A 24,747-nucleotide genomic window follows, 5' to 3' on the forward strand; every position below is an offset into this window, starting at 1 on the left:
CATGGACAGGACTGCGAACAACGGCCGGCTGCTTGAGGTGGCCGGACTTTCCGTCACCACCAAGGACCGCACCCTGGTTTCGGACTTCAACCTGGTCATGGACCGCGGCGAACGGGTGGGGCTGATCGGCGAATCCGGCTCCGGCAAATCCATGACGACGACGGCGCTGATGGGCCTGCTGCCCGAAGGTGTGCGGGCGAGCGGCTCCATCCGATTGGCAGGGCACGACGGCGACCTCGTCACCGCTTCGGATAAACAGCTGCGTCGGATCCGCGGGAATGACATGACCATGGTCTTCCAGGAACCGCTCACCGCGCTGAATCCGCTGATGAAGGTCGGCCCGCAAGTTGCCGAGATCATGCTTAAGCACAAGTCGGTGTCGGGTCGGGCGGCGGCAAGTGCCAAGGCGGTGGAACTGCTGGCAGGGGTGAAGCTGCCGGATCCGGGCGAGGCCGCAAAAGCGTATCCGCACCAGCTCTCCGGCGGGCAGCGCCAGCGCGTGATGCTGGCCATGGCGCTGGCGAATGACCCGGCCCTGCTGCTGTGCGACGAACCGACGACGGCGCTGGACGTCACGGTGCAGCGCCAGGTGCTGGACCTGATCCTCGAATCCGTGCAGCAGCGCGGAACCGGCCTGCTCTTCATCACGCACGATCTGTCCGTGGTGGCCAACGTCTGCGACCGGGTGCTGGTCATGAACAACGGCCAGGTGGTGGAGGAAGGCAGCACCGAGGACGTGTTTTCCCGGCCGCGGCACCCCTACACCCGGGGCCTGCTGGCCGCCTCTGACCTGGATGCGACGGATGCGGACGGGCGCCTCTTTACCGTGGCCTCCGCGGCGGCATATGTGCCTCCGGTGCCGGAGCAGGTCGTCGCCGAGGTTCCAAAGGCCGCGTTGCATGTGCCTGAAGCTGGGCCTGCTGCGCGGGCAGAGGATTCCGTCCCGGCTGCCCCTGACTCTGCGGAGGTGCCGGTTGACCTCGGTGAGCCAGCGCGAACGGAACCGTCGATAGCGGAGCCTGCCGCCGCCGTCGGTAGTCCTGTGATCAGCGTCAAGGACCTGGTCCGGACGTACCAGCGCCAACGGACCAGTCTGTTCGGCAAGCCCACCGAGGTGCAGGCGTTGCGCGGTGTGTCCTTCGATGTTGCCGCCGGTCAACGGTTCGGCGTGGTGGGCGAGTCCGGTTCCGGGAAGTCCACCTTGCTGCGGATCCTGGCAGGACTGGACCAGCCGACGTCGGGCAGCGTCCGGGTGGCCGGCAATGAGGTGGCAGGCGCCAAGGAAAGCGAGCTGGCCCAGCTGCGCCAGCAGCTCCAGATTGTCTTCCAGGACCCGATGGGCTCGCTGGATCCGCGCATGCGGGTGCAGGACATCATCGCCGAGCCGCTGTTGGCCCCGGGCCAGAAAGTGGACAGTGCCAGGCAGCGCAAGCTGGTGGGAGAGATGCTCTCTGCCGTCGGCCTCCCGGTGGACGCTGCCGAGCGCTTCCCGCACCAGTTCTCCGGCGGACAGCGCCAGCGGATTTCCATTGCCCGGGCCCTGATCTGCCAGCCGCGCGTGCTGGTGGCGGATGAACCCGTCAGCGCACTCGACGTCTCCGTGCGGGCACAGGTGCTCAACCTGCTCTCCGACCTCGTGGACGAATACCAGCTGACCCTCGTATTCGTCTCGCACGACTTGGGCGTAGTCCGCTACATCTGCGACAACGTTGTGGTCATGAACAAGGGCCGGATTGTGGAAAGCGGCAGCACCTCGCAGATCTACGAGGCACCCCGGCACGAGTACACCCGGACCCTCGTTAACTCCTCCATGTCCCTTCGATCCGAACTTGCCACGCGCGAAGCCGCGCTGTCCCGCTGAATCCTCTCGGAAGGCACTCATGTCCCCGCTATCTTCAACAACGCTCCACGACCTTTCTGCCCGGGAACTCGGGGAAGCATACGCCGCGAAGGAACTCTCCCCGGTGGACGTCGCCGATGCGGTGATCGCGCGGATCGAAGAGCGGGAGCCGGTTCTCAACGCCCTCTACCAGTTCGAACCGGAGGCTGTCCGCAAGGACGCGAAGGCCAGCGAACGGCGCTGGCTGGAAGGATCACAGCGCGGCCCCCTGGATGGCGTACCGGTGTCGGTGAAGGAAAACATCGCACGGGCGGGCGTGCCGATGCCCTCCGGAACGGCGCTGTCCAACCCGAAGGTGCCGCAGAACAACTCTCCGATTACGGACCGGATTCTTGAGGCCGGGGGCGTGATCGTCGGATCCACCACTATGCCCGACTGGGGCATGCTCTCCTCCGGCGTTTCCAGCCTGCATGGCATCTCGCGCAGCGCGTGGAATCCGGCCTGGACCACGGGCGGCTCAAGCTCCGGCGCCGGGTCCGCGGCCGCAGCAGGATACGGCCCGCTGCACGTGGGCACGGACATCGGCGGGTCCATCCGGCTGCCGGGTGCGTGGCAGGGCCTCGCGACGTTGAAGCCGAGCGCCGGCCTCATCCCATTGGATGTTCCCTACATCGGCCGGGCCGCCGGTCCGATGGCCCGAACCGTGGCCGACGCCGCGCTGTTCATGACCATTCTGGGCCAGCCGGATATCCGCGACTACACCGCCCGGCCCTACCCTCCCATGGACTGGACCGTGGGCGACTTGGACGTGTCCTCGCTCAAGGTGGCCCTGCAGACGGAGGCGAACGCGGGAGCTGCGGTTGATCCTGAGGTGCTTGCGGCCGTGAAGGCGGTGGCCGAGCACTTCGCGGACGCCGGCGCCCATGTGGAGAGTTTGGAACCGTTCATCGACCAGGACATGCTGGACCGGCTGGACCGGTTCTGGCGGACCCGGTCCTGGGCGGACTACCGCGAACTCCCCGCGGCCGAGCAGCAGAAGGTCCTGCCGTACATCGCCCGCTGGTGCCAAGGCGGTTCGCAGTTCGACGGCGCTGAAACCATTCGAAACTTCGGCAGTATTGACCAGATGCAGAAGGCGACGATCGCGGCCACGGCCGAGTACGACGTCGTTATCTCGCCGGTCGCACCGATGGCTGCCTTCCCCGCCGAGCAGCCCATGCCGGTGGACGATCCCGACCGGACGATGGCGCACATCGCCTTCACCGTGCCGTACAACATGTCCGGGCAGCCGGCGGCCACGGTCAACTGCGGTTTTACCTCCGACGGGCGGCCGATTGGCGTGCAGCTCTCCGGCCGGGTAGGCGCGGACGACGACGTGCTGCGAGCGGCGGCATGGTACGAAAGCGCACGTCCTGCCGTAGCGGTTCCGGACTGGGGCAGCCTGGATTAACGGCCTGCCTGGCAGCCGCGTCAGCGAGAGTGGTATACGACCACTAGATCCGAGATTTCAACGCTCCCTTCGCCCTGGACCGCGATTGTTAGCACGTTGTCAGTGTCTCTCAGATGGTTTCCGGGAATAACCTCATGCCATGATCGCGGTCGAGTGGCTTCTGGCTCCGGGGGATCAAAGTTGTAGTCGACGATGTGTTCGTGGTCGTTGAAATGCATCAGTAAACGAACCACATTATTGACCTTGAGCCGAAAGAGCAGAAGTGCAGAGCGGCTCCTTTCAACTCCATGACAGTCGATGTTCTTGATGTGCAGGTCACTGATGGAGTTGTTTGCCGGGTCAGGAAGAAGAAAGAGATCGTCGCGGATGGCGACGAACTGAGCGAAGCTTGGCATGGTCGCACCTAACTCTAGTTCTGCCGATGCAATAGTCTGCGCCTGAATCCAGACCCTGACAAGGCTTGCGATCAGGCGCAAATCGGCGCGTCTACCGGGAGGTGCAGCAACCTATTCCGGCGTACCGAACGAGGCCAGCGCCGCCAGTGCCTCACGATCTGCGTCCTGGAGCAGATGCCCGTAGTACTCGAAAAGGCTGCTCCGGGCCAGGTGCTCGGCCAGATGCGCGTCGCGGTTGCGGATGGCGTCGAAGACATCGCTGTGGTGGGCGATGGTCCGCAGCATCAGCTCGCGGTCATCCCCGCTCTCCTGGATGGACGACGTGATGAGCTCCTCGATGGACTGGCGCACGGCTTCGCCGGAGATCTGGATCATTGTGTTGCCGCTGGCCCGGGCCACTACATCGTGGAAGTCCAGGTCTGCCTGGCTGAAGGCCTGCTGGCCCTGCTGCCGGGCTTGGCGCATCCGGGCCATCGCCTTCTCCAGTTGCAGCAGGTCCGCCTCGGTGCGCCGGGTTGCCGCCAGAGAGTTCGCGGCGGACTCGAGGGTCATACGATAAATCAGCAGATCGGACAGGCTGGACGAGGACGCCTGCGTCAGCCGCGTCATGAGCTTGCGCAGCGGCGCGGCGGTCGGCGCGAGGATGACGGCGCCCCGCGGATCGCCGGGACGTGCCGCAACGAGGCCGCTGCTTTCGAGGACGCGCATGGCCTCGCGGACGGAGGAGCGGCTGACCTCGAAGCGGGTGACGAGTTCACGTTCGCCAGGCAGTCTGTCGCCGGTTTTTAGCTCACCGCTGAGAACCGCTTGTTCAACATGCTGGACGATCGCTTCGAAAGCGCGCGCTTTCGGCGCCGACTGCGCCGTTGGTGTCTCGCCCATCAACGTGCCCTCCCTGAAATCTCCCGATCCAGTCTAGGAATTCGGCGGGTCGAAGCGGCCGTCTACCGCGGTCCAGCCGCCGTCCACCATGAGCACTGAACCCGTCACGTAGTTGGAGGCGTTCGAGGCCAGGTACACCACGGCGCCGGCGAGCTCTTCCGGCTTGGACCAGCGGCCCAGTGCGCCCTTCTGGGCATAGGCGTTGTACCACTCGGGGTTGTTCTTGATCTGGGCGGTCAGCGGCGTCTCGACCACGCCGGGCGCGATCACGTTTACGCGTACGCCATCGGGCCCGAATTCGGCGGCGGCGGTCCGCGCTAGCTGCACCAGAGCGGCCTTGGTTGCCGCGTAGACTCCTTGCCCCGGCTCCACGACGTAGGCGCGGATGGAAGCGAACCCGATGATGGAACCGCCGCCATTGGCCGCCATCTTGGGCGCAAAGGCCTGGATCAGTGAGAAAGAGGAGCGCAGGTTCAGGTTCACCACGCGGTCGAACTCCTCCATGGTGTAGTCCGCGATCCGCTTGCGTACGTTCATGGCGGCGGTGAAGACCAGGGCGGAAATGTCGCTGAATTCATCCGCCGCGGCACGGACAGCATCGAGGTCCAAAACGTCCAGCTGGGTGGCGATCGCGGAGCCGCCGATCATGGCGGCAGTCTCTGCCGCCGTCGTACTATCCCTGTCGGCACAAACGACGGTGGCGCCGTGTGCGCCGAGGGCCAGGGCTGCCTCGCGGCCGATGCCGCTGCCGGCGCCGATCACCAGGACGCGGTCGCCGGAAAACTGGAAGAGCTGGGTGTAGTCCATTCGTGGATCCTTCGTGGAGAGCGGGGCTTACGGTCTGATCATGGCCATGCGGGTCACGGTGAATTCCTCGATGGCGAAACGCGGTCCCTCGCGACCGATGCCAGAATCCTTCACCCCGCCGTAGGGCATGATGTCGGACCGAAACCCCGGAATTTCATTGACGACGACGCCGCCGACTTCCAGCTCGTTGACGGCGCGGAAGGCGGTTTCCAGCGACTTGGTGTAGACGGCGGCCTGCAGGCCGTAGCGCGACTGGTTGACCAGCTCGATCGCCGCGTCCACGTCCGAGACGCTCTGCAGGCAGACCACAGGCCCGAAGATCTCCTCGCACCACAGCTCTGCATCGGCGGGGACGTCTGCCATCACAGTGGGCTGGATGCTCCGGCCGACCCTTTGTCCGCCGGCCAGCATCCGTGCACCGCGGGCGGTGGCGTTGCCGATCCAGTCCATGATGCGCTGAGTGGAGGCCTCATTGATGACCGGGGCAACGCGGGTATCCGGCGAACGGGGGTCGCCGACGGTCACCTCACCCAGCCGGGCCAGCAGCGCCTGCTCGAATTCGGCCGCGATCGGCTGCTCCAGGACAATCCGCTGGACGGAAATGCACGCCTGGCCATTGGCATAGAAGCCGCCGCGGAGCACTGCATCGACCGCGTCGGCGATGACGGCATCAGCGGCAACGATGAAGCCGGTATTGGAACCGAGCTCCAGCACGGCCTTGCGCGGTGCCGCGTTCTTCGCGATCTGGTGGCCGACCGCCGCCGAGCCGGTGAAGGAAACGACGGCGGCGCGTGGGTCGCCCACGAGCGTTTCGCCCACCTCGATGCCGCCGGTGACCAGTTGCACGGCGGCGGACGTGACACCGTGGTCGGCGAGGACCTCGCGGATCAGATGCACCGCCCACAGCGTGGCCAGGGGAGTATTCGGGGCGGGCTTGATGATGATCGGGCAGCCGGCCGCGATGGCCGGTGCGAGCTTGTGGCTCGCCAGCAACAGCGGATAGTTGAAACCGGCGATGCCAACAACGACGCCGGCGGGTCGCCGCGTCCAGTACCCCACCATGCCCTCGCCGAGGGGCTGCAGATCCAACGGCACGGTTTCGCCGTGCGTGTGGGCCACTTCCTCTGCCGCTGCGGCCCACGTAGTCAGGGTCCGGGCGACCTCGGTACGGCAGTCGACCAAGGGCTTGCCGGTTTCCAGGACCAGCAGCTCTTCAAGCTCGGTGCTGCGGGCGGCAAGCGCATCGTGGACCGCCATCAGAACCGCACGCTTCTTGCCGGCACTGAGCTTGGCGGTCTCGGCGGAGGCCTTTTCTGCCGCATCGAGGGCCAGCCGCGCATGCTCCACGGTCCCCACCGGCGCCTTGGCCACCACCGAGCCGTCGAAGGGGAAGACCACGTCTGCGCTGTCTTCACAGGGCGCCCAATCATCACCTACAGGTAGTCCGTCCGGGTATGCGTTCAAGTAGGGGGACACCATTCCTGCCTTCGCCGTTGAGGTCGTGGTCTGCGTTCAGCTGGTCTGACCAGTAGATGCACAAGGTTAGCCAGAGCAGGAGTACGCGGTCAATCAGTTTCACTATTTCCGGTTGGAGTGGCGTCATTTTTGCCGCAACCGTTGACAAGTTTCGGATGGCCGGGAACAGTCGGAGCCAACAACTCTCTTCTGGATCCCGGCTTTATCAGCAGGTACTCCAGCCGACCCACGGACGGTATCGATGACTTCGGCATGGCGCAGCAGCGTCTCCCTGGTGGAGGAAACGGCCGCGCTGATCCGCGAGCGGGTTTTCGCCGGCCGCTACCAACCTGGGGAGCGGCTTACCCAGGCCGGTCTCTCCGCCGAGCTCGGACTTAGCCGGACCCCGCTGCGCGAAGCACTGCGGGTGCTCGAACAGGACGGGATTGTTGTCCTCGATTCGGCGGGCAGTGCTTCCGTGGCAACGGCCACTCCTGCCCAGCTTCAGGACGCCTACGTTTTCCGCGAGGCGTTGGAAACTGCTGCCTGCCGGCCGGCCTGCCCGCGATTGACTCCCGGGACGCTGGCGGAACTGGACCGGCTAATCGACGAGCAGCGGGGGGCTGCCGGACCGCGGTTCCATCGACTGGTTTCGCGCTTCCATGCAGTCCTGCTCGAAGTCTCCGGCAACAGCTATCTGCAGAAGCACGTGAGCCTGGTTCGGATGACGGAGGAAGTGTTCCGTCCAAGCTACGGACTCACCGCGGAAACGGCGCTGGACACCGTAGGTGCCCACGCCGCCGTCGTAAATTCCTTGCGGCAGCGTGCGCCGGATGAGGCGGAACGGCACATCCGCACGTACTTGGCCCAACAACTCGACATCATGATGCAGCAGGAAAGGCAGCCCCAGTGAGAACCCACAACATCGCCGTCATCCCCGGAGACGGTATCGGCCCCGAGGTGATGGACGCGTCCCTGATGGTGCTGGCGGCCGCGGAAAGCGCGTTCGGCTTCACGGCGGAACTGACGCAGTACGACGCCGGTGCCCAGCATTACTTGCGCACCGGCGAACTGTGGACTTCGGATCTCGAAGAGCGGCTGCGCGGACACGACGCCATCCTGTTCGGCGCCATGGGGGATCCCGCCGTCAAACCTGGAATTTTGGAGCGTGGGTTCATTCTTGCCATGCGGAAGGCCTTCCAGCAGGCCGTGAATCTGCGCCCGGTCAAGCTCTACCCGGGGGTGGCGACGCCGATCGCCGGACTGACTCCGGAGCGCTGCGATCTGGTGATCGTAAGGGAAAACACCGAGGGCGCGTATGTGGGCCAAGGCTCCACGGTCCATGCCGGGACGCCCAATGCGGTGGCCGTGCAGGAATCCGTCAACACGCGTCCCGGGATTGAACGCGTGGTGGACTATTCATTCCGGCTGGCGTCCAGCCGCCGCGGGAAGCTGACGCTGTGCCACAAGAAAAACATCCTGATCGAGGCGGGCAACCTTTGGCAGGACACCGTGGACGATCTCAGCGTCAAGTACCCGGAGGTCGAGGTGGACTACGTGCACGTGGATGCCATGTGCTTCCATCTGCCCGTGGCACCGGAACGCTTCGACGTTGTGGTCACGGACAACCTCTTCGGCGACATCATTACCGACCTTGGAGCCGTCATCCAGGGCGGGCTGGGCGTGGCCGCCAGTGCGAATCTGAATCTGGATGGCTCGGCGCCCAGCATGTTCGAAGCGATCCATGGTTCTGCCCCGGACATCGCGGGCAAGGGCTGGGCCAATCCCGTGGGCGCGGTACTCTCCACCGCAATGTGTCTGGCACAGTTGGGCGAGCAAGAGGCTGCGCTGGCCATTGAAGCCGCCGCCGTCCAAGTTCTCGCCGGCCTGCCGGAGCTCTCCGGGCCGGGCATGGGGACCGACACCGCCGGTGTCGGCAAGGAAATCGCCGCCCTGGTTGGAGCTGGCCTGCCGCCGGTTGCCGGCCGCTCGGTCATGGAGGATCTGGCCGGTTTGAAGGTGAAATAGCCGAATGCCCAAGCCCTTCACGCTGATCCAGCTGCGCTACTTTGCCGTGGTGGCCGAGACCGAGAACATGACGGCCGCGGCCCAGCGGCTGAACATCACCCAGTCGGCGCTGTCCAACGCGATCTCGCAGCTGGAGCAGGAGCTGGGCGTGCAGCTGTTCATCAGGCTTTCGCAGCGGGGGCTAAGGTTGAGTCCTTCCGGCAAGCAGTTCGCGCAGGAACTGCCGGCGTTCCTGGAACATGTGGATTCGCTGTACGAATCGGCCCGGGGGCTCGCGGAGAACCTGACGGGGGAGCTGACGGTGGGCATCTTTACGCCCTTGGCGCCGTTCCGGGCGCCGGTGATCCTGCAGGCCTTCGAGCGGCAGTATCCGGATGTGCAGGTGTCCTTCCTTGAGGGCGACCAGGAGTTCCTGCGCCGGTCGCTGCTGGAGGGGCACTGCGAGCTGGCGTTGATGTACACGCTCGGGCTCGGCGGAGGAGTCAGTACCCAGTTGGTGGAGCGTGTTCCGGCGCATGTGCTGGTCCACGAGGAGCATCCGCTGGCGGCGAATCCGGAGCAGGGGGTGGCGCTGCGGGACCTCGAGCAGGAGCCGATGATCCTGCTGGACCTGCCGCATACCCGCGAGTACTACCTGCAGCTGTTCCAGCTGGCGGGGGTGAAGCCGAACGTCCGGCACCGGGTGTCCGGCTACGAGACCGTGCGCTCCTTCGTGGCCCGCGGGCACGGGTACTCGCTGCTGAACCAGCGGCTGCACCACGATCTGACCTACGCCGGCGGACGCGTGGTGCCGCTGCGGCTCGTGGACGAGGTGCCGGGCATCGAGGTGGTGCTGGTGCGTCCGGAGGGGATGCGGGCGACCCGCCGCGCGCTGGCATTCGAAGCCGTGTGCAAACAGTTGTACGGCGCCGAGCGGTAGGTGAGCCGCCGCCGTCGTACTTCGCATCGAGAACATCGATAAGAGTTGCAGAAATAATGAATTAGACAGCTGTGAGCGCTATCACACAGACTGGAATGCATCCCGAAGAGGTCTCCCCAGCGGCGGTCCTGAATTCCGGCAAAGACGCCGTGGACCGGCCCGACCTCAGCAAAAACACACAGGAGGAACCGCAGTGCGAGTTCACCAGTCATGTTTCCGCCACGTTCTGCAAGACCCCGCCGGCCCCGGCAATTCACGCTCCGAAGGGTGGCAGCGATGACCACCAAAGAAACCACCGTGCGGCCCGGAGCCGCCAGCGCCGCGGCCTTCGCGCAGTCCGGCAAGACCACCGGGATGCAGAAGCGCGTCCTGGCCGGCGGCAGCGTGGGGCAGTTCATCGAGTTCTACGATTTCGCCCTGTACGGGCTGTCCGCAGTGACGCTTTCGCAGCTGTTCTTCCCGGGCGAGAACGCCCTGATCGGCCTGCTGGCCACGTTCGCCACCTTCGGCGTCGCCTTTATCGCCCGTCCCATTGGCGGCCTGTTTTTCGGCCAGCTGGGCGACCGGATCGGCCGGCGCAAGGTCCTCTACATCACGCTGGTGACCATCGGCGGGGCGACCGCAGCGATCGGCCTGCTGCCGCCGTACGCCGCGGTGGGCGCGCTCGCCCCGGCGCTGCTGGTGCTCTGCCGGCTGCTGCAGGGCTTCTCCGCTGGCGGTGAATCCGTGGGCGCGCCGGCCTTCGTGTTCGAGCACGCCCCGGTCAACCGCCGCGGCTTCTGGCTCAACATCACGCTGGCGGCCACCGCGCTGCCGTCCGTGGTGGCCGGCGCGATGATCCTGATCCTCAGCCAGAGCCTGTCCGACGATGCATTCTTCGCCTGGGGCTGGCGCATTCCGTTCCTGCTGGCGCTGCCGCTGTCCCTGTTCGGCGTGTGGATCCGCTCCAAGACCGAGGAGTCCGAGGCCTTCAAGCAGGTCGCCGCGAAGGCCGAGCAGAAGGAATACAGTCCCATCCGCGACGCGTTCCGCGAGAACAAGGTGCGGATGCTGCAGGTCATCTTCGTCATGGGCCTGACCGCGATGGGCTTCTACTTCCTCTCCGGCTACTTCGTCGGCTACGTGCAGACCACCGGCAACCTCAGCCGCGAGGCGTCCCTGATGGCCAACGCCGCGGCGATGCTGTTCTACGCGCTGCTGCTGCCGATCGGCGGAATCATCGGCGACCGGGTGGGCCGCAAGCCGATGCTGGTCGCCGGGTCCGCCGCGATCGCCCTGCTGGCCTTCCCCTGCTTCATGCTGGTGACCAGCGGTTCCTTCGGCCTGGCCATGCTGGGACAGCTGCTCTTCGTGGTCCCGCTGTGCATCTACGGCGGCGGCTGCTACACCTTCTTCGTCGAGATCTTCAGCACGAAGACCCGCTTCACCTCCGCCGCGGTCAGCTACAACCTGGGCTACGCGCTCTTCGGCGGCACGGCCCCGTTCATCGGCACCGCCCTGGTCACCGCCACCGGGATCGGCTTCTCGCCGGCGTTCTGGCTCTGCGGGGCAGCGGTCATCGTGTTCCTGCTGCTCACGCTGACCAAGGTCCCGGAAACCCGCGGCCGCCTGGGCTGACGAAGAACGACGGCGGGAGCCCGCCTTCCGCCGTCATTCTCTGCCAACGCATTTATCACCTTCACGCTCATCGCCTTTGCCCTTATCGCCTTCGCCGGCCTGTGCTGCCGGTCCCTCAGCCTTACAGGAGTTCCACCATGACAGCCGAAGCCTTCCTCCAGGACTTCCACCACGTGGCCACCATCGGCGCAACGCCGAACAACGGGGTGCACCGCCAGGCCGGCACCGACGAGGACCGGCAGACGCGCGACTGGTTCGCCGGGTTCGCGGCCGAGCACGGCTGGGAGGTGCGGGTGGACGGCATCGGCAACATGTTCGCGCTGCTGGAATTCCGGCCCGGGGCGAAGTTCGTGCTGATCGGCTCGCACCTGGACAGCCAGCCGCTGGGCGGGCGCTTTGACGGCGCGTACGGCGTGCTCGCCGGGCTGCATGCCGCGGCCCGGATCGAGGCGAACGTGCGTGCCGGCGGAGAGTTGCCGCCGTTCAACCTGGCGGTGGTCAACTGGTTCAACGAGGAGGGCGGGCGGTTTGCCCCGTCGATCATGGGCAGCTCGGTCTACGCAGGGATCATGGACCGCGGGCAGATGCTGGACGTGCGGGACCTGCAGGGTGTTTCGGTGCGCGAGGCGCTCACGGGGATAGGCTACCTCGGCACGGACGAGGCGCCGGAGCCGGTGAGCTACGCGGAGATCCACATCGAGCAGGGCCGCATCCTGGAGCGCGAGGGCCTGACCATCGGCGCGGTGGACTCCAGCTGGTACACGCAGAAGCTGGACATCGAGGTGCTCGGCGAGCAGTCCCACACCGGCGCCACCGCGATGGCGGACCGGCACGACGCGCTGGTGGCGGCGTCCAAGATTGTCCTGATGGTCCACGATGTCACCGGGAACTTCGAGGAGGAAGCGCTGGTTTCCTCGGTGGGGCAGCTGACACTGGAGCCGAACTCGCCCATTGTGGTGGCGCGCCGGGTGCACCTGGTGGCGGACCTGCGTTCCAACAGCCCCGAGATCGTAAAGTCCGCGCGGGACAGCCTGCTGGCGGACGTCGCCGCGCTCGCCGAGGAGCACGACATCCGGATCAACGTGAAGGACTTCGACATCCGCGCCAATCAGTACTACCCGGAATCCGGCGTGGAGCTGACCGAGAAGATGGCGGCCAACCTGGGCCTGGGCGTGCGCCGGATCCAGACGATGGCCGGGCACGATTCGGTGGCGATGAACCGGATTGTCCCGTCGGTGATGATGTTCATTCCGTCCGTGGACGGCGTCTCGCACTGCGAGCGGGAGTTCACCACGGACGCGGACATGCTGGCCGGGCTCGACGCGCTGACCGAGGTGGCGCTGGAGCTGGTCAACGGCGCGCTGCTGGACGGGGGGTCGATCCCGGCCGCCGAAGGCGACGCTACCTCCGCCGCCGTCGTTGCCGATTCCTCCGGCGCCGTCGCCACCGCAGGAGCCACGGCATGAGCAAGCCGCATTACCTGAGCGCGGTCGAGGCGCTGCGGCTGTTCCGTTCCCGCGATCTCTCCCCGGTGGAGCTGATGGAGTCCGTCGTCGAGCGCACCGCGGAAACCAACGGGACCGTCAACGCGTTCACCGAGACCATGTTCGGCGACGCCCTCGCCGCCGCCCGAGACGCCGAGCAACGCTACCAGCGCGGGGATTACGACGGCGGGGGCTCGGGTTCCGCTGCCGGTTCAGCCCTGCTGGGCCTGCCCATCGCAACCAAGGAGAAGCATGCCATCGCCGGACGCAGCCTGAGCCAAGGCCTGCTGTCCTGCGCTGACGACGTCGCAGCTGCCGACCATCCGGTGGTCGAGCGGATCAAGGCCGCGGGCGGAATCATCCATGCCCGGACCACGTCGCCCGAGTTCAGCTGCGCCACCATCACGCACAGCCCGATGTGGGGCGTCACCCGGAACCCCTGGAATCCGGAGTACTCGCCGGGTGGGTCCTCAGGTGGGGCCGGCGCCGCGCTGGCCGCCGGCATGGCCACGCTGGCCACGGCGTCGGATATCGCCGGTTCCACCCGGCTGCCCGCATCCTTCACCGGGAACGTCGGGTTCAAGGCACCGTACGGACGGATCCCCGGGATGCCGCCGCTTTCAAATGATTGGTACCGCGGCGACGGGCCGATGGCGCGCACGGTCGCTGACACCGCGCTGCTGACCAACGTCATGTCCGGACCGCACCCGATCGACCACACCTCCGTGGGTCCGGCCGAACCGTTGCCGCTGGAGTTCGGCCCGGTCGACGGCATGCGCATCGCTCTGTGCGTCCGCCTCGGCGACTACCCGGTCATGGCCGATGTGGAAGCCAACACGCGTGCCGTCGCCGCTGCGCTGGAAGCAGCCGGCGCCGTCGTCGTTGAAATCGACCTGCCCTGGTCCAGCCGGGAGATCAGCGAAACCATCTTCACGCACTTCGGCCACCTCCTCGGTACTGCGATGCAGGAAGCGACTGCCGGCAGCGAGGACCAGCTCGCCCCCTACACCCGCCGCTTCATGGCCGACGCCCGTGCCGCCGCAACGCGCAACAGCCTGCTCGACGGGCTGAAGGCCGAGACGCGCATCCAGGCGCAGCTCGCCACCGCCATGGCCGGGTTCGATGCCCTGCTCTGTCCCGCGTCCGCGGTCTCGGCGCTGAAGGCCGACGAGGATTACCTCGACGGGATCGACGTCGGGGGAGTGCACCTGGACCACTACTGGCAGGCGCACATGACCGCCCCGTTCAACATCAACAACCGCTGCCCGGTGCTCGCCGTCCCCAGCGGACTGTCCGACGTCGGCGTGCCCACCGGCGTGCAGATCGTCGGCCACCCCTATGACGACCTCACGGTCTTCCGCGTCGGCGCCGCCGTGGAGCAGGCCCGCCCCTGGGCCGGAAAGCTGCCACCGCTGTAGGGCTGCCGCTGGCGCAGGAGATCCGTGTTGTTTACATCACATGCAAAGCATGCTTACATTGATTGCACGTTCCATGCGGGGGAGGGGGACAGCCATGGGAAACCGCCTAGCGAAGCCAGCTGCTGTCTCTGCCCGCGTTCTCCTCGCCGCCGGTCTCGGCGCGCTGGGATGGACGTTCTTTTCAACAACGACGGCGGCTGCTTCCGACGAATCCGCCGGTCTGACGGCTGTCGAAACGGCGCTTCAAGCAGCGGAAAAACCGGCCGCAGAATTGACCGATCCCGCAGTTGCAGCGGTCAACGCAGTGGTCGGTCAAGCCACTCCTGATCCGTCCGGGACCCCGGCGCCTGCAGCCCAGCCGGCTCCGGCTGATCTTGGTGTAATTCAGGAAGTCGGGGCCGCCGTCGAGGATGCCGCACCCGTAATCGAGGCCCCGGCGACGGAAGCCGTCCAACCGGTCGTGCCGGCGGCGGAGACCGTGGTCCAGGAACTGGATGCCACGGTGGAGCATCTCGATGCAGCCGTGCAGGACGCAGGTCTGCCCGCCGTCCTGCCGGAGCAGCCCCTGAATACTGTCACTGACGCCGTCGTCGGCCAGTTGGATGGTGCCGTTGACGTTGTCACCGCCCCCATCGAGGTAATCACTGCTCCTGTTGAACAAGTGCTCGAACCGGTGACCGACGAACTCAGCCCCGCCGTCCCGATTTTGCCCGAGTCTCCAGCAGTTCCTGTCACGGACTCGGAGCCTGCCCCCGCAGAGCCAACACCGGCCGAGCCTGCAGCGGAGCCGGTGCCTACCCAGGCAGAACCTGCCTCGCCGGTTGTTGAGACGAGCCCGAAGAAACCCTCTGGCTCGACTGGAGTCGAAGAGGCGCCAGACCGGACAGCAGGCCAAGAAATTTCATTCCCCTCGGATGGTCCGGAAGGATCCGTTGGGGTTGCGGAGGCCGTCGATCTCCAAGCTCAGCCTCCCAGCATGGACATTGTGCAGCTCCCGGCACCCGATGCTGCTGCCGGCATCAGCCGGGCCACTGAAGTTCCTTCCCCAACAGCGGGGCCAATTCCGGTGGCTGCGTTCCCGGCCACGAGCGGTGGTTCGTCAGGTGGTGGCGGCGGTGGATCTGCCGGCCACGGATCGGCGGATGCTTACCTGACGGGCGGGAAATACCAGTGGGTCGCCGCTGGCCTGGCCCACAGGGCCGAATCTGTAGCTCTGCCTGCGTCGCCGGTGTTTGATCCCGGCTCGACGCCTGACTGATCTTCTTCCTGCTGCGCCGGGCTTCCGGCGGCCGGTTTCTGCAGGTCGATCCCCAGCGCCCGCGTCCATGTCGCCGCGCCAACCGGTCCGAGCAGCTAACCCTTTCTCCCCTTAGGCAGCGCTTCTAGCAGCCCTGGATATCCATCCGTGGCTACATCGTGCCCTCCTGACCTCTGGTTTACAGCCGTGCCGGCCGTCTGCCTGAAGTGTTTGCGTGGCAATCGATTCCCGTCCGCGTCTTGACGCGGACCCCTGAACATCTAGCGGGATATCCTCCGCGGCCTCCCCGAACCCCTCGAAAGGGTGAATTCAGATGACTAAAGCTTGGGATTGGTGAAAACAGACCAGCACCGCATTCCGCGCCCGTCTACGGAATGCGGTGCTGCCTACCCGCTGGACTCCGCCTCCTCGATAGCGGTGCGGAAGATCGGCAGGCTGCGTTCAATCATGTCTTCGTTGGCCGTCAGCGATATGCGGAAGAAGCCCGGTGTCTCGAACATGACGCCCGGAAAGACGAAGACATCCTTGGCCGCCAGTCTTTCGGTGAAAGCCATGTCGTAGGGCACGGGGGATTCCATGTAGAGGTAAAAGGAGCCTTCCGATCTCTTCGCCTTGTAGCCCATCCCTGCCAAGGCATCCACCATGACGTCGCGTTTGCGCTGCAACCGGCCGACGTCGATGGAGAACGTTTCCAGCTGCGGCAGCGCATATTGAAGCGTCGCATTGGGATAGACCCAGCCCGTGGCCAATTGCAGTGCCTGGATGACAGCCTGGAGCTGGTCCCGGTCGGGCATCGTGGGCGGAAGGGCGAGGTAACCGATCCGCTCGCCGGGCGCGAGGTGGGTCTTGCCATACGAATAGGCCAACAGTGTGAACGGGTAGAACTCCACCGGACTGTGAAAGCGCAGGCCGTCGTAGACGATCCGGTTGTAGGCCTCGTCGGAGACAAGGTAGATGCGGCGGCCGTTCCGGGCCGAGGCCTCCTCCAGCAGCGCGGCCAGCCTGGCCAGCAGTTCCGGCGGGTAAATGCGGCCGGTGGGATTGTTGGGCGAGTTGATGATCACCACGTGCGTCCGCGGCGTGATGGCCCCGGCGATCGCGTCCAGATCGAGGTCGAAGGTTTCGGGATTGATCCTGACCTTCACTGGTGTCAGTCCGGACTCCACGAGGATCGGCTCGTAGCAGAACCACGGCGGCAGGCTGTAGATAACCTCGTCACCGGGGTCGGTCACGGCTTTCAACGCCAACGCGATGGCAGTGAAGCCTCCGGTGGAGAGATAGATGTGCTCGGGCTCGAAGGGCACGTCCAGGAGCCGCTGCAGCGAAGCCGCCGCAGCATCCTGGGCCTCCGGCAGGTTGGTTTTGTACGCGAACCACTCGTTGTTCCGCGGTGTCAGCACGTCCCGCAGCGCAGTCACGTACTCGTCCTGAGGCATCTGGTGGGGATTGCCGAAGCCGAAATCGCAGGCGGTCGGCTCGAACTTGCGGCGCGCATAGAGCGAGTTGTTCAGGAACGTGTTGATCAGTTGGTAGGACGGGATGGCTGCGATGGCCGCTGCCCGTTGCGAAGCTGCAGTTCCCGGTGCCCCGGAAGCGTGTACGCCGGATTGTGCCGTGGTCATGGGATTGTCCTTCGATGCCGTGCCGATCGGGTCGGCGGACTGATGACTTCCCGTGCCGGAGCCCCCAGCGGCGGCGGTACGTTATATGTTCCTCCGGACCATCCCTACAGACAACGCATTCCCATTGCCCGGAGAACCCCCGGATTACGCCACCTCGTGCCAGGCTGCCACGATGCCGGGAACGGCACGTTCGAGTTCCTCGTGCGGAAGCGCAAACGGGGTGCGGATCCAGTGTTCCAGTCCATGGTCTTCGACGGCGAACACGGATCCGGGAGCCAGCAGGACCCCGTGCCGTGCGGCGGCCTCGGCCAGGACGGTCGAGCGGGGCGCTGGCAGGTTCCACCATAACGACAGCCCGCCGGCAGGCAGGTTCGCCTTCCAACCGGGAAGCTGATCGCTGAGTGTGGCATGAAGCCAGTCCCGCTCCGCGCGGATACGCTTGCGGGATTCATCGGGCAATCCGTTCCCGGTCTGCAGCATGCGCGTGAGGACCAGCTGTTCGAGCACGGGCGCGCCGAGGTCCAGTGAAGTGCGCATGCTGGTCACTGCGCCCTGCAACGACCTGGGGCAGCGGATCCAGCCCAGCCGCAGGCCTCCCCAATGTGATTTGCTGGCGCTGCCGATGGAGACGATGCGATCCGAGTATACGGCCATCGGTTTGACGTCGGGCTCGCGGTCCCACCAGAGATCGACGGCGGTCTCATCGACGATTCCTACCGTCTTGGCTGCATCCAGCTGCCGTGCCCAGCGTTCGCGGCCTTCGTTGTCCAGCAGGGTTCCGGTGGGATTGTGGAAGTCGGGCAGGCAGAGCATCGCCGCCGGTTGGATCCGCCGCAGCGCCTGGCCCACCGCCTCCAGATCCGTTCCGTCCGGGCCGATGGGAACGGCGGACACCCGCGCCCCGTGGTGCCGGAGCGATGCGATGGTGTTGGGATAGCTTGGACTTTCCGCCAGCACCCGGGAGCCGGGAGGCAGTACCGCGCGGATCACGGCGGCGAAGCCGGCCAGAGCACCATTGGTAACGACAATCTGTTCCGGCGAGGTCTCCAATCCGCGCTGCCGGTACATCCGGGCGATCTCGCTGCGCAGCTCCGGCAGGCCCAGCGGGAAGTAGCCCATGCCGGAAATGTAGGCAGGCAGCTGAGCCATGGCCGCTTCGTAGTGCTCCACCATGCCGACAGGCGCGGATGGCGCGGCACAAGTCAGATCCACCGCATGGCGCCCGGCTGCGTCCAGCTCGATGGCGCCGTCGGGCATCGGTTCCTGGCCACCCGACGCCGGACCGCCGGGAACCGTGATGACGGTGCCGGAACCCTGGCGCGCGGTGGCGAAGCCGCGGTCCCGCAGCTCCGAGTAGGCCCGCGAAACCGTGGTGCGGCTCAGGCCCAGCTCCGTGACCAGTTCGCGCTCGCTCGGCAGGACCGTTCCGTGGAGCATCCGCCCATTGGCCACCAACCGGCGGATGCCGCGGGCCAGCGAGGCGTACGCGGGCCCTTCCTCCGCCAGCGGGCCGATCATCGAGTGCAGCCGCGTGGCGGAGACCCGCCGGTTCTGTACATCCATGTGGCCATTCTCTCGCAATTGGCTATTTTTTAGAAGGCCACTTTGAGGGAGTATTGATGCCATGAGCACGGACGCAAGCCCCGACACCACCACTGATCTCAATACCCAGCCAACGACGACGACGGCGGCCGCAGCCAAGCGGCGCTTCAGGGGCGGCAGCATCGAGCTCAGCAATCTCAGCCCGCTTGAACAGCTCAAGGCGGGGCGCCTGCCGCGCCGTTTGGTGCAGCTGTTCATCGGCCTGAGCCTGTACGGGCTGGCGATGGCAGCGTTTGTCCGGGCCGGCGTCGGGCTTGATCCCTGGGACGTGTTCCACTACGGCATCGCCGAGCGGGTCAACCTCAGCCTCGGCACCGTGGTCATTATTGTGGGCTTCCTGGTCCTGCTGCTCTGGATTCCGCTGAAGCAATGGCCGGGACTCGGTACCGTCGCTAACGTCGTCTGGATCGGTGTCGCCACGGATGTCGGGCTGCATTTCATTCCCGCGGCAGATCATCCCGCCAGCCAGTGGGGCCTGTTCGCCGTGGCGCTGGTGTTCAACGGGCTGGCCGGAGCGCTCTACATCGGCAGCCAGTTCGGCCCCGGGCCGCGCGACGGGCTCATGACCGGATTGCACCAGCGCACCGGACTCAGCCTGCGGCTGGTCCGCACCGGCATCGAACTTGCCGTCCTGGCCGCCGGTTGGCTGCTCGGCGGCATCGTTGGTTTCGGTACCCTGGCCTATGCGCTGCTGATCGGGCCGTTCACGCAGTTCTTCATGCGCTGGTCTATCGTGCAGCTGGACCGTCCGTCCCTCGAACCGGCGGCGAAGCAGTAGCCTCGCTGCCGCCTTGGCACTAACGTCCAGTCACGGCACGGACCATGCCATCGAACGCGGACAGGCCAAGGTCCCCGTGCATGGCAGTAATCGTGACTTCGGTGTCAGCGCCGGTCTCACTCCCCACATCCAAGTTCCGCATCACGATTGCGAAGCTTTGGTTGCCGTCCTGCAGGCTGATCATCTGCCCGGCGCGAAGCAGGGACCCTTGGGAATACGAGATCCGCAAATTGCTGTGCAAGTCCCGATTCAGCGTTTCATTGACGGTAGTTTCGTATCGCGTGATGCTCCTTCGCCGAAGCGTGATTCCGCGCAGGCAGGCAAGGATCATGAGTGCAAAGACGATCAGGCCGGAAACAACACCTGGTACACCGACGACTGGGGCAACAATCTGGCAGATGACAGCCGCCATGGCGAGTGGTTTCATCCCCTGCATTGCGCTAGGGCCTTTGCAGACCGGAAGGCAGAGAACGGCGGTCACCGTCGGTTCACCGGCGTCGCTCGGATTTCCCTTTTCTATCATGACCACTCCTTCAACTCCGCCAGGGCTTCAGCTTCGTGAACGAGCCGCAGCGCTTCGCGCAGTTCGGGCTGATCAGTATTCGCCGCATTCGGCAGCGGTTCCCCAATAGCGGCGAGCGAGGCCAGATGGGCGTGTCCCTCAGCAAGTTGTTGGGCCACGTCCAGCCGATGACGAGCAGCGAGAAGCTGGTCGCGCACGACTTCCAGTTTGTTGGTCCGCTCGAGTTCCTGACAGTACCGCTCACACCAAAATTCCCGGTTCGTCCTAACGGTGTTGAGCATTTTCGTTCCGGTTTCAAGCAAACCGAGGACACGGGGATCGCTCTGGTCGGCGCTCCGCAGTGTCTTCAGGCTTGTTTCGTACCCTCTGGTGATTGCGTCATAGTGGCCGTAGGTGGCCCGTGCCGATTCCAGCGCAGGAGCGAGCTCGAATGTAGTAGCGTCGATCGCGTCGATAGCAGCGTTGAGCCGCTGTCTTATCTGGGTAGGACTGCCGGTGGCCTGGCTGCTGGTCTCGCGATAGATCACAGCTTCACCCAATCCAACTGCCGCATAATGACCCAGAAGTGGTCCAGGGAGACTTCCGCAGGTACGCCCATCGTCAGACCTTGGTGACGGTGATGGTTGTTTTGGCGCAGGAATCGGCGTACCTGATCAGGGCCTTCTTCTCAGTACTGTCCACCTTGAGCCCCCAGCGGACCTTCATCGCCACCCAGTCCGCCACGTACTTGCAGCGGTTCTTCGGCGGCATCCACGCCTCTGGACCCTTGGCTTGTTTTGCAGAGTTCAGAGCGGACGTCTGGGCGCTGAGTGCCCGGCCGTCGCCGAGGTCGTTGTAGAAGGCGACACGACGGGACTGGGACCAGTAGCGTGCCCCGGATCCCCAGGCTTCATGCACCGGGACAAGGTGGTCGATCTGCACCGCCGACGCCGAGTAGTGCGTGCGGTTGTCCCAGTTGGTTACCCATTTGCCTGTGCGGACCGTGCACCCCTTGGACGTGGTGTACTTTGTCCGGACCTTGGACTCCTGGATCAGGACCTCGGCCCTGGTGTTCTGGCAGTCCCGGTTCGTGTCCTTCCAAGATCCGAAGTAGCGGTCCCGGTCATAGCCGGTGTTCCGCTCCACGGCCACCGGCAGGGCACGTGCAGCCGACCGCAGTGACGCCTTATAGACAGTGGCTGCCTCGGCCGGAACGGCGAGTCCTGCAACCAGAAGAAGGGCTGCCACAACGGCAGCAAGAAGTTTCCCCAACATAACAAGTCCCCAAACTTGATAACCCCAAAGCACGTAATGCGTGCGGTTATACGATACAGGTCAGGGACGGTTTGCGATATGCCTACCGCGGAGCGATCCGCTGGTTGCCGCCCCTCTGGTTGCCCGGACTCTGGAGCCCAGGCAACCAAAGCGGCGGGCGGTTACCGGAAGGCAGGCGTGCCGGTGATCTTGTTGCCCAGGATCAAGGTGTGGACCTCGTCGGTGCCTTCGTAGGTGCGCACGGATTCGAGGTTATTGGCGTGGCGCAGCGGCGAGTAGTCCAAGGTGATGCCGTTGCCGCCGAGCATGGCCCGGGCGTCGCGGCAGATCTGGATCGCCTCGCGGCAGTTGTTCAGCTTACCGACGGAGATCTGGTAGGGCTCGAGCGTCCCGGCGTCCTTCAGGCGGCCGATCTGTAGCGCGACGAGCATGCCCTTGTTGATCTCCAGCGCCATGTTGACCAGTTTTTCCTGCGTCAGCTGGTACCCGGAGAGCGGCTTGCCGAACTGCAGGCGCTCCTTGGAGTACTCCAGCGCTGCTAGGTAACTGTCGCGGGCTGCGCCCATCGCACCCCAGATGATCCCGTAGCGGGCTTCGTTCAGGCACTCGAACGGTCCGCGCAGGCCTTTCGCATTCGGCAGCATCGCCGACGCGGGCAGCCGCACGTCGTCCAGCGCGATGTCGCACTGGATGGAGGCGCGCATCGAGAGCTTCTGCGTTATCGGCGTTGCGACAAAGCCCGGCGTATCGGTCGGAACCACAAAGCCGCGGACGCCGTCGTCGGTCATCGCCCAGATAATCGCGACCTGCGCCACCGAGGCCAGGCCGATCCAGCGCTTGGCGCCGTTGATGACCCAGTCGTCGCCGTCGCGCTTTGCAAAGGTGGCCATCGAACCCGGGTCCGATCCCGCCGTCGGTTCCGTCAGACCGAAACAGCCGATCGCTTCGCCGGCAGCCATGCGCGGCAGCCACTCGTTCTTCTGTTCCTCGGAGCCGTGCTTGGCGATGGCGCTCATGGCCAACGAACCCTGAACGCTCACAAAAGTGCGCAGGCCCGAATCGCCTGCTTCCAGCTCCAGCGCGGCGAGTCCGTACTCCACCGAGCTGCGGCCCGGGCAGCCGTAACCCTTGATGTGCATGCCGAGCAGCCCGAGTTCGGCCATTTTCGGCACGATCTCCAGCGGGAACTCCGCTTTCTCGTACCAGCCGGCGATGTTCGGCTTGATCTCGGAATCCACGAAGGACCGAACGCTATCGCGGAGGGAGAGCTCCTCGGGGGAGAGGAGGGAGTCGATGGATAAAAGATCTGCGGTCATGGTTCTACTTTCCGTTCGAGGTGGTGGTGAGCGCCGCGAAGGCCGCATCGTTGTGTTCGCCGAGCAGCGGCGGCAGGCGCCGGTAGCTGGCGGGGGTTTCGGAGAGCTGGATCGGGTTGGCCACTTGGTGGCTGGTACGCGGGCCCGCGCCGTCGTTCATTTCGACGGCGGGGTCCAGGCCCAGCTCCTCGGCCAGCTGGAGCGCTTCCACAATGGAGTTCACCTTTCCGGCCGGCACGCCTTCGGCGCTGAGGTCGCCGGCCCACTCCGCCGCAGGACGTCGGACCAGCTGTTCCTCAAGGAGGGGCTTGAGCTCGCCGCGGTGGGCGACCCGGTCCGTGTTGGTGCGGAAGCGCGGGTCCTCGGCCAGCTTAGGCACTCCGAGCACCCGAACCAGCCCGGCGAACTGCCGGTCGGTGCCGACGGCCACGGCCAGCGGACCGTCCTGGGTCCGCAGCGTCTCGTAGGGCGCGATGCTGGGGTGGGCGTTGCCCATCCGCTGCGGTGCCTCGCCGGTGGCCAGCGTGCTGGACGCCTGGTTTACTAGCCCGGCCAGCAGGGAAGACAGCAGGTTAACGTCGATCCGCTGCCCGCGCCCGGTGGCGTCCCGGTGCCGCAGGGCCGCGAGAATACCGACGACGGCGTTCTGCCCGGTGATCACATCCACCAGTGCCACACCCACCTTGCTCGGCTCGGAGTCCATCGACCCGGTGACGCTCATGAGCCCGCCGACGGCTTGGACCAGCAGGTCGTAGCCGGGCAGATGCGCCCCCGAAGCACTGCCGAAACCCGTGATGGAGCAGTAGACCAGCTCGGGCCGCTCGGCGTGCAAAGTCTCGTAGTCCAGGCCGAACTTCTGCATGACGCCGGGCCGGAAGTTCTCGATGACCACATCGGCCTGCAGAGCAAGGTCCCGGGCCCGGACCAGACCCTCCTCGGTGCGCAGGTCGCACACTACGGAGCGCTTGTTCCGGTTCACGCTTGAGAAGTAGGTGCCGACGCCGTGCTTGTCGACCGGTGGGATCCAGGCCCGCGTGTCATCCCCGGCCGGGCTCTCGACCTTGATGACATCCGCGCCGAAGTCGGCAAGCATCATCGAGGCATACGGCCCGGCCAGGACGCGGGAAAAGTCCGCCACCCGGACGCCCTCCAACGGCGCTGCTCCCTGCGCAGTACCGTGCTTCGGCCCACTGTCAACGCTCATTCCGCGTCATCCTCCTAGTTCGGTGCTGTGGCATCAGTTGGCTGAGGACACTGGATTGCTCAATGTGCCCACACCGGAGACGCGGCATTCAGCCGTATCCCCTGGCTGCACATGGATGGCACCGGGGGTGCCGGTGGAAATGATGTCGCCCGGGTACAGCGGCATCACCTTGCTGTGGAAGCTGATCAGGTACTCGGGGCTGTACCGCATGTGGGAGACGGTGTTGGTCCGCCGTACCTCGCCGTTGACCACAGTGGAGACCTGCACGTCCGCGAGCGTCCCGTCGCCGACCGCCTCGGCCAGCGGGACAATCCGCGGGCCGAAGGAGAAGAAGCCCGGGAAGTTCTTGGCGCGGGTGAGGAAGCGCGGGTTGCGCTGCAGGATGTCCTCCGCCGTCTGGTCCAGCACCGGCACGACGCCGGCCACATAGTCCAGCGCGTCCGCCACCTCCACATTGCGGCAGTACCGGCCAATAACGACGGCGACTTCCGCCTCGGTCGTGGTCCGCTCGCTTTGCGCCGGGAGGGGAATGTCCTCGCCCGGGCCGATCACCGTGTGGTCGGCCTTGATGAAGGAGGCCGGTTCCTCCGGCACGCCCTCGGAAAGGTCGGACGCGTGCTCCACGTAGTTCAGGCCGATGCCCCAGATCATCCGCGGGTGCCGGTAAGGCGCACCGTAGGTGGCGGAGTCCGGGTCGCGGAACGCGCCGTCGTCGGTGGTCTCGGCCAGGCTCTCCAGCTTTTCCAGCAGGTCTTCGGCGAGGATGTCGCGGACGTCGCCGGTGAAGCCCGGGATCAGATCGCGGACCAGTGCCAGGCCACGGCGCGGGTGGACAACCGCGGCGAGTTCGTCCGCGCCCTCGCGGACCGAGCAGAGGTGCAGGGTGTGGTGCATA

At 65.7% G+C, this 24,747-nt stretch carries 22 protein-coding genes; 10 read left to right on the top strand and 12 right to left on the bottom strand.

Features of this window, described 5'->3' with window-relative positions; all coding sequences use genetic code 11:
- The first annotated feature begins 1 nt into the window (after position 1).
- Together AC20117_RS12105 and AC20117_RS12110 are read left to right on the top strand one after the other, a co-directional pair.
- Positions 2-1,861 carry a dipeptide ABC transporter ATP-binding protein gene (locus tag AC20117_RS12105; RefSeq protein ID WP_074699520.1) on the top strand — a complete coding sequence of 620 codons (1,860 nt, stop codon included), beginning with the start codon at positions 2-4 and terminating at the stop codon, positions 1,859-1,861.
- Positions 1,862-1,880: 19 nt separating this feature from the next.
- On the top strand, positions 1,881-3,290 hold the full coding sequence (locus tag AC20117_RS12110; RefSeq protein WP_074699519.1) for an amidase: 1,410 nt from the start codon (positions 1,881-1,883) through the stop codon (positions 3,288-3,290).
- Between the two features lie 20 nt (positions 3,291-3,310).
- On the opposite strand, the gene AC20117_RS12115 is transcribed toward AC20117_RS12110, so the two are convergent.
- Genes AC20117_RS12115 through AC20117_RS12130 form a run of 4 tightly spaced genes read right to left on the bottom strand, consistent with a single transcriptional unit; the run spans position 3,311 to position 6,853 of the window.
- Complete coding sequence (locus AC20117_RS12115; protein ID WP_074699518.1) at positions 3,311-3,766, bottom strand: hypothetical protein; 456 nt, start codon at positions 3,764-3,766, stop codon at positions 3,311-3,313.
- A 30-nt stretch (positions 3,767-3,796) separates the two neighbouring features.
- The gene (locus AC20117_RS24125; protein WP_074699517.1) at positions 3,797-4,567 is read right to left on the bottom strand and encodes a FadR/GntR family transcriptional regulator; all 771 of its coding nucleotides are present in this window, start codon (positions 4,565-4,567) and stop codon (positions 3,797-3,799) included.
- A gap of 33 nt (positions 4,568-4,600) precedes the next feature.
- Positions 4,601-5,374, bottom strand: coding sequence for an SDR family NAD(P)-dependent oxidoreductase (locus tag AC20117_RS12125; protein ID WP_074699516.1), 774 nt, complete (start codon positions 5,372-5,374; stop codon positions 4,601-4,603).
- Between the two features lie 27 nt (positions 5,375-5,401).
- On the bottom strand, positions 5,402-6,853 hold the full coding sequence (locus tag AC20117_RS12130) for an aldehyde dehydrogenase family protein (protein ID WP_074699515.1): 1,452 nt from the start codon (positions 6,851-6,853) through the stop codon (positions 5,402-5,404).
- 238 nt (positions 6,854-7,091) lie between these two features.
- Between AC20117_RS12130 and AC20117_RS23320 the strand changes: the two genes are divergently transcribed.
- The 7 genes from AC20117_RS23320 to AC20117_RS12165 all read left to right on the top strand — a co-directional run bounded on the left by AC20117_RS23320 (position 7,092) and on the right by AC20117_RS12165 (position 15,553).
- Entirely contained in the window at positions 7,092-7,742 is a 651-nt protein-coding gene (locus tag AC20117_RS23320; protein WP_074699514.1) for a GntR family transcriptional regulator, read from the top strand.
- Positions 7,739-8,857: a 3-isopropylmalate dehydrogenase gene (locus tag AC20117_RS12140; protein ID WP_074699513.1), complete on the top strand. Its 1,119-nt coding sequence runs from the start codon at positions 7,739-7,741 to the stop codon at positions 8,855-8,857. Before AC20117_RS23320 ends, AC20117_RS12140 begins: the two co-directional genes overlap by 4 nt.
- A gap of 4 nt (positions 8,858-8,861) precedes the next feature.
- The gene (locus AC20117_RS12145; RefSeq protein ID WP_074699512.1) at positions 8,862-9,776 is read left to right on the top strand and encodes a LysR family transcriptional regulator; all 915 of its coding nucleotides are present in this window, start codon (positions 8,862-8,864) and stop codon (positions 9,774-9,776) included.
- Positions 9,777-10,052: 276 nt separating this feature from the next.
- Entirely contained in the window at positions 10,053-11,393 is a 1,341-nt protein-coding gene (locus AC20117_RS12150; RefSeq protein WP_101632592.1) for an MFS transporter, read from the top strand.
- Positions 11,394-11,530: 137 nt separating this feature from the next.
- Positions 11,531-12,859, top strand: a complete 1,329-nt coding sequence (locus AC20117_RS12155; protein ID WP_083339585.1) for a M20 family metallo-hydrolase — start codon at positions 11,531-11,533, stop codon at positions 12,857-12,859.
- A complete protein-coding gene (locus AC20117_RS12160) occupies positions 12,856-14,295 on the top strand; it encodes an amidase (RefSeq protein WP_074699511.1) in 1,440 nt (479 codons plus the stop codon). The genes AC20117_RS12155 and AC20117_RS12160 overlap by 4 nt, the downstream gene beginning before the upstream one ends.
- A gap of 94 nt (positions 14,296-14,389) precedes the next feature.
- On the top strand, positions 14,390-15,553 hold the full coding sequence (locus AC20117_RS12165; RefSeq protein ID WP_074699510.1) for a hypothetical protein: 1,164 nt from the start codon (positions 14,390-14,392) through the stop codon (positions 15,551-15,553).
- A 386-nt stretch (positions 15,554-15,939) separates the two neighbouring features.
- Here the strand turns inward: AC20117_RS12165 and AC20117_RS12170 are convergent, their stop codons facing one another.
- Together AC20117_RS12170 and yczR are read right to left on the bottom strand one after the other, a co-directional pair.
- Positions 15,940-17,175, bottom strand: a complete 1,236-nt coding sequence (locus AC20117_RS12170) for an aminotransferase class I/II-fold pyridoxal phosphate-dependent enzyme (protein WP_074699509.1) — start codon at positions 17,173-17,175, stop codon at positions 15,940-15,942.
- A 144-nt stretch (positions 17,176-17,319) separates the two neighbouring features.
- A complete protein-coding gene (gene yczR, locus AC20117_RS12175) occupies positions 17,320-18,738 on the bottom strand; it encodes a MocR-like transcription factor YczR (protein ID WP_074699508.1) in 1,419 nt (472 codons plus the stop codon).
- Between the two features lie 61 nt (positions 18,739-18,799).
- Between yczR and yczE the strand changes: the two genes are divergently transcribed.
- Positions 18,800-19,555 (top strand): membrane protein YczE, encoded by a 756-nt coding sequence (gene yczE / locus AC20117_RS12180; protein ID WP_236777291.1) that lies wholly within the window; start codon positions 18,800-18,802, stop codon positions 19,553-19,555.
- A gap of 19 nt (positions 19,556-19,574) precedes the next feature.
- Here the strand turns inward: yczE and AC20117_RS12185 are convergent, their stop codons facing one another.
- The 6 genes from AC20117_RS12185 to AC20117_RS12210 form a co-directional block, all read right to left on the bottom strand.
- Positions 19,575-20,078 carry a hypothetical protein gene (locus AC20117_RS12185; protein WP_074699507.1) on the bottom strand — a complete coding sequence of 168 codons (504 nt, stop codon included), beginning with the start codon at positions 20,076-20,078 and terminating at the stop codon, positions 19,575-19,577.
- Positions 20,075-20,605 (bottom strand): hypothetical protein, encoded by a 531-nt coding sequence (locus AC20117_RS12190; protein WP_074699506.1) that lies wholly within the window; start codon positions 20,603-20,605, stop codon positions 20,075-20,077. The genes AC20117_RS12185 and AC20117_RS12190 overlap by 4 nt, the downstream gene beginning before the upstream one ends.
- Before the next feature lie 73 nt (positions 20,606-20,678).
- Positions 20,679-21,305 (bottom strand): HNH endonuclease family protein, encoded by a 627-nt coding sequence (locus AC20117_RS12195; protein WP_236777292.1) that lies wholly within the window; start codon positions 21,303-21,305, stop codon positions 20,679-20,681.
- A gap of 188 nt (positions 21,306-21,493) precedes the next feature.
- Complete coding sequence (locus AC20117_RS12200; RefSeq protein ID WP_236777293.1) at positions 21,494-22,648, bottom strand: acyl-CoA dehydrogenase family protein; 1,155 nt, start codon at positions 22,646-22,648, stop codon at positions 21,494-21,496.
- Positions 22,649-22,652: 4 nt separating this feature from the next.
- Entirely contained in the window at positions 22,653-23,852 is a 1,200-nt protein-coding gene (locus tag AC20117_RS12205; RefSeq protein ID WP_074699503.1) for a CaiB/BaiF CoA transferase family protein, read from the bottom strand.
- A gap of 33 nt (positions 23,853-23,885) precedes the next feature.
- A complete protein-coding gene (locus tag AC20117_RS12210) occupies positions 23,886-24,746 on the bottom strand; it encodes a fumarylacetoacetate hydrolase family protein (RefSeq protein ID WP_083339583.1) in 861 nt (286 codons plus the stop codon).
- Between the last annotated feature and the right edge of the window lies 1 nt (position 24,747).

Origin of the sequence: Arthrobacter crystallopoietes, assembly GCF_002849715.1 — a bacterium.
Classification (GTDB): domain Bacteria; phylum Actinomycetota; class Actinomycetes; order Actinomycetales; family Micrococcaceae; genus Crystallibacter; species Crystallibacter crystallopoietes.